7 protein-coding genes are annotated in these 4,779 nt (G+C 39.6%); all 7 read right to left on the bottom strand.

The genetic code is table 11. The features are described 5' to 3' along the window. Positions 1 to 54: 54 nt before the first annotated feature. On the bottom strand, positions 55 to 612 hold the full coding sequence (locus QZZ35_RS09205) for a hypothetical protein (RefSeq protein WP_044925306.1): 558 nt from the start codon (positions 610 to 612) through the stop codon (positions 55 to 57). Between the two features lie 45 nt (positions 613 to 657). Next, entirely contained in the window at positions 658 to 963 is a 306-nt protein-coding gene (locus tag QZZ35_RS09200; protein ID WP_028087788.1) for a hypothetical protein, read from the bottom strand. A 105-nt stretch (positions 964 to 1,068) separates the two neighbouring features. Then, positions 1,069 to 2,163 carry a DUF6017 domain-containing protein gene (locus tag QZZ35_RS09195; RefSeq protein WP_028087787.1) on the bottom strand — a complete coding sequence of 365 codons (1,095 nt, stop codon included), beginning with the start codon at positions 2,161 to 2,163 and terminating at the stop codon, positions 1,069 to 1,071. Between the two features lie 24 nt (positions 2,164 to 2,187). Beyond that, entirely contained in the window at positions 2,188 to 3,054 is an 867-nt protein-coding gene (locus QZZ35_RS09190) for a ParB/RepB/Spo0J family partition protein (RefSeq protein ID WP_026650282.1), read from the bottom strand. After that, positions 3,044 to 3,850 carry a ParA family protein gene (locus QZZ35_RS09185; protein ID WP_026650281.1) on the bottom strand — a complete coding sequence of 269 codons (807 nt, stop codon included), beginning with the start codon at positions 3,848 to 3,850 and terminating at the stop codon, positions 3,044 to 3,046. Before QZZ35_RS09185 ends, QZZ35_RS09190 begins: the two co-directional genes overlap by 11 nt. Then, entirely contained in the window at positions 3,822 to 4,214 is a 393-nt protein-coding gene (locus QZZ35_RS09180) for a plasmid mobilization protein (RefSeq protein ID WP_044925303.1), read from the bottom strand. The genes QZZ35_RS09185 and QZZ35_RS09180 overlap by 29 nt, the downstream gene beginning before the upstream one ends. A 3-nt stretch (positions 4,215 to 4,217) precedes the next feature. Further along, positions 4,218 to 4,779, bottom strand: a 562-nt coding sequence (locus tag QZZ35_RS09175) for a site-specific integrase (RefSeq protein WP_291237128.1), incomplete at its 5' end; no start/stop codon positions are given.

The following is a 4,779-nucleotide window of genomic DNA, read 5'->3' as shown; positions in this document are numbered from 1 at the left end:
GGCACTTCCATTAATGATTACAATTTTCATGCGTGTATCCTCCAACTTCCGATTTCATGATATCATTTCTAATACAGATTTTACCGTATTTTTCAGATTCAGTCCATCTTTTAATCCCAGTCGATAGAAAAATTCTTCTGTTTCTGCTCCACTGCTAAAAATTGCATTACAGTATTCCGTAATCACTTCTTCCTGTTCTTGGGATAACGTTTCCAGTAATTTCTGGTATTTCTTATCAATCTCACTTACTGGCTCTTTATCCTGCTTTAACTTCCATTCTGAATATGCTTTCCCCATATGCTCTGTAATTGTCAGATTCACAAATTCCTGCACTTCCTCGGATATGGTGCTCGCAGATTCCTGTTTATCTTTCTTTTTATCATTTGATTTTTCAAGTGTCGTGTCATCAATATAACGAATGATTTCTCGAATATTTGACTTCATCGACTGCAGATATCCTTTCATCAGCACAGCTACTTTTCTAGCATCCGATTTTTCGGTTTCTTTTTCCAGCATATAAAACTCTTCCAGTTCTTTCAGAATATCCATCCCTGCTTTCATCTGAAATTCCACCTCAAGCAAATCATCCATCACTTTATATAATTCTTCCATTGTTTATTTCTGCCTTTCCATATAGCGCCACTATATTTTCCACAATCATCCAAAAATAAATTCCTGTAATCCACATTTCACAACTTCAATTACTGCAACTATCCCCATACCGATATGTGGGAGTAGAACAAACACTACTGTCGTAATAATCGCTGATTTCATTGTCCAGTCCGTACTGATTCCAAACCCAATACTCAAAACTTCTGTCACAACAGAGATTCCGGCTATCAGATAGCAGAATCCAGCAGATAACCCAACCAGGAACACCAGCACAATATTCACCGCTGCAAGTACCAGCCAAACAGGAGCTGCAATAATTCGAAATGGCAGTTTTATCATAAATCTCAACATAATTCTTCCTCCTACTTTGTGCCCAGTGGACACAAGGTTATTTTAGCATATCTGCCAGATATGACTATCTCTTTTTAAACTTCGTGCCCAGTGGGCACAAAGTTCTTACCTGTCTGGAATATCCTTCCCCCAGTACATGTCATGTCGAACTTCAGCATCATAAAACTGATTGATTGTTGCAGGAGCGTTATACAATACCGTCAGCATATACTGCCGGATATTCTTCACTTTGCTTGTACTCCTGTCAAGACTGAAAAACACATACTGGATGTGTTCATACCCGACTTTGAGCAAACGGCTCTTGACCACTTGTGTAGGCACAGCTTCCCCATTGATCTGTTGATATGTCTTTGTCGAACATATTGCATCCAGCATCAGCTCTACCAGCTCTTCTACTCGTCCAGTTCCATAGCTCTGACAAAGGATCTCATATTCGATATTATCATGAATTAACTGTCGATACTCATTTCTCTCCTGTATCCTATCTCTCCCTTTCTCTTGTTCAGATAGATATTGATAAGATTCATTCTCACTAAATTCAGTATAATTATATTCAGTATTATTACAGTTTGTTTTTGAAACTTCTTGAAGTTTGTTTTCTAAACTTCTTGAAGTTTGTTTTTCAAACTCCTTGAAGTTTGTTTTTGAAACTTCTTGAAGTTTATTTTTCAAACTTCCTGAAGTTTGTTTTTCAAACTTCTGTGTATTTACGGGCTTTTCCGGCTCTTTTTTCGCATATTCTTCTATTTCTGTCTCTGTATTTTCTTTTCTCTCTGCTACATTTTCCGGTGTTTCTTCCGAATCAAAGATTGCTGGCTCATCTGGATATTCTGTCAGGCTGAAATTTTTCACGTAAATAACATTTGTTTTTCCAAGTCCGATTCGCCTCTTCTCAATCAATCCAATCCCTTTTTCCTGATCCAGCTCTTTTAGACAATTCACAGCCTTATTCCTGCCACAGTTAAGCATTTCCATAATCTCTTCCACCGAAAAGAAAATATATGCCCTGTCCTCTTCATCAAACCACCGGTTCTTGATGGACAGTGACATCCGGTCTAACATCAGTCCGTACAGCACCTTTGCTTCGCAGGAGAGATTTTTAAAATATTCACTTGTAAACAGCAGTTTGGGAATACGATAAAAACTGTACATATCGCATTCCATTCCTTGAAAATAATGGAATGTTGCTCTTATACTCATGACACATCCCTCCCTTCGTACTTATCAATGATTCTGATTGCTCCATTCCTCCAAAAGCTGACATATAACAGTCCGTATCTTCTGTTCATCATACTCTGGAGGAAAATACTTCTTAATTTCATCCTGTTTTAATGTTACCGTTGTTTTCTTTTTACGCTCTCCTATAACCAGGAGCCGCACAATCTCTTTTGTCAGCGTTTTTTCTTCTCGATGTTGCCTTATTTTTTTTGCCTGTTCCAGACTTGGATATTTTCCGGTACTCTCATGCACTTCCTCCACCATCTCCTGTTCTGGAACCGTAAGGTAGGAAAGCTCTACACCTACCTGCAATCCGATCACATCACGATCTACTGCGTTTAATAGGTCATTCATCAGATAAGTAAGCCGGATATAGCGATACACCTGCCTTGCACTGTCATTTGCGTTCTTTCCAATGTCTTTCGCACTGATACCGCCTGATGTTCCCTGATGATTCATTGCTTCCATCTTCATACGGTAAGCAAATGCCTTTTCACTTGGGAGTATATTAGGTCTCTGCAGATTGCTGTCTACCATCGCACGGACAGCTGTATCTTGATCCATATTTCTGATAATAACCGGAACCTCTTTAAGACCAGCAAGTTGTGCCGCATGTCTCCTTCTGTGACCGGCGATGATTTCATATTCACCATCACCCAGCGGTCGTACCAGTAATGCTGTAAGAATTCCCTCTTCTTTCACACTTTCCACCAGTTCCGCCATTGCCTCATCATCATTTACTTGAAATGGATGGTTCTCGAAAGAATGTAAATGCTCAAGTGAAACCTGCTGGATATCGTTCGTTTCTTCTCCTCCTCCAAGTAATTCATCATAAGATGTCAGTTTTATCTTCGATGCACTTCTACCTTTCATCCAAAAGCACCTCCTGTGTCATCTGCCAATATGCAGCCGCTACTTTTCCTTTTGGATCATGCTCAAATATGCTGATTCCTTCCGCACTGATTTCAGCTGCTCGTACTGAAAATGGAATACTCTGTGGAAAAATCTTAATCTGGTTTCCATATGTATCAAAAATCAGATCAGATATATCTCTTGCATAGTTCGTTCGGTTATCCACCATTGTGATCAATATACCTCCAATTTTCAGTTGTTTGTTAAGCTGTCTTCGCACCTTTCCTATCGTCCGTATCAGCTGTTCTAGACCCTTTACAGGAAGATAAGCCGCCTGGACAGGTATAATAACTGCATCGACACTGGCAAGTGCATTGATCGTCAGCATTCCAAGTGATGGCATACAGTCAATCAATATATAGTCGTATTCTTCTCTCATTCTTTCTATATATTGTTTTAAGACAAGTTCCCTGCTCATAATATTTACAAGTGAAACTTCCATTCCAGAGAGTTCGATGTTTGCCGGAATCAAATCAATTCCTTCCTGGTGATGTAAAATTCCCAGTGTATTTTCAAATAGTTCATCTTCTACAATCTTTGTCAGAATAGTAGCCAGTGTGATTGGTAATTCATCTGGGTTATGATACCCAAGACTTGCTGTCATACTTCCCTGCGGATCATTGTCAATCACAAGCACTTTCTTCCCTGCTTTTGCAAGTCCGACTGCCAGATTCACGCAACTTGTTGTCTTGCCAACCCCGCCTTTTTGTGAACACAATGCCAGCACTTTACAATCCTTCATTACTTTCTCTTCCATCCTTTTTATCCTCCCATAAATAACTTGAACCTTTCAGCATCCATAATGCTGCTTCCAAAAATGCAAGATACCGTTCTGTCATACTATCAAGAACCGGTTCTGAAATAACTGGTTTTTCAGACTTCAAATCTTTTGCCACATCCTCCAAAACCAAACTCATTTCCTTCATTTCTGACCGGATAATCTCAATTGTTTCTTTCTTTCCAACAACACATACATGATTGTAAATGCATGATCGGACGATATAATCCTGTTTTTTCATTCCGCTCACTTTCACTCGTTCTTCAATTGTTGCTTTTTCATAAGAATTCACCCGAAAAGAAATGGTCGTTGTGTTGTGTTTTCCATGTCTGTCACCAGCCATCGCTTATTCCTCCTCTTCCTCATGTTTCTTATCTAGCAAACCTGCTAATTTACTCTGTGTAGACGGATACAGATGTGAATAAGTGTTCAACGTGGTTTCCACCTTTTCATGTCCAAGGCGTTCTGCAATCTCCAATGGAGCCACCCCCATATCAACCAGCATACTGGCATGGGAATGGCGGAGATCATGAAGTCGTATCCGCTTTACACCAGACCGCTCGATTCCGGTAGCCATACAATGTTCCATATGCGATTTGGTAAACCGAAAAAGTCTTTCCTTTTTCATAATTCCATACAAATGACTGCAATACTCCCTAAATTCCTCTGCAAGAAAATCCGGCATCGTAATCACACGGATACTCTTTGGAGTTTTCGGCTGCGTGATCATATCCTTTCCTTTCAGTCTCTGATAAGATTTATTGATTGATATGGTTTTCTCTTCAAGATTGATGTCATTATAAGTAAGTGCAAGCAATTCACCGATACGCATTCCGGTCCAGTACAACAAAAGAAACGCCATTCTTGTCTCCGGCTTATCACTTACTGTCTCCAGAAAAGCATTGAAC

This window comes from Frisingicoccus sp., assembly GCA_016298055.1.
Classification (GTDB): Bacteria; Bacillota; Clostridia; order Lachnospirales; family Lachnospiraceae; genus Frisingicoccus.
The sequence above is the reverse complement of the archived record's forward strand: the minus strand, read 5'-3'. Positions and strand labels throughout refer to the sequence as shown.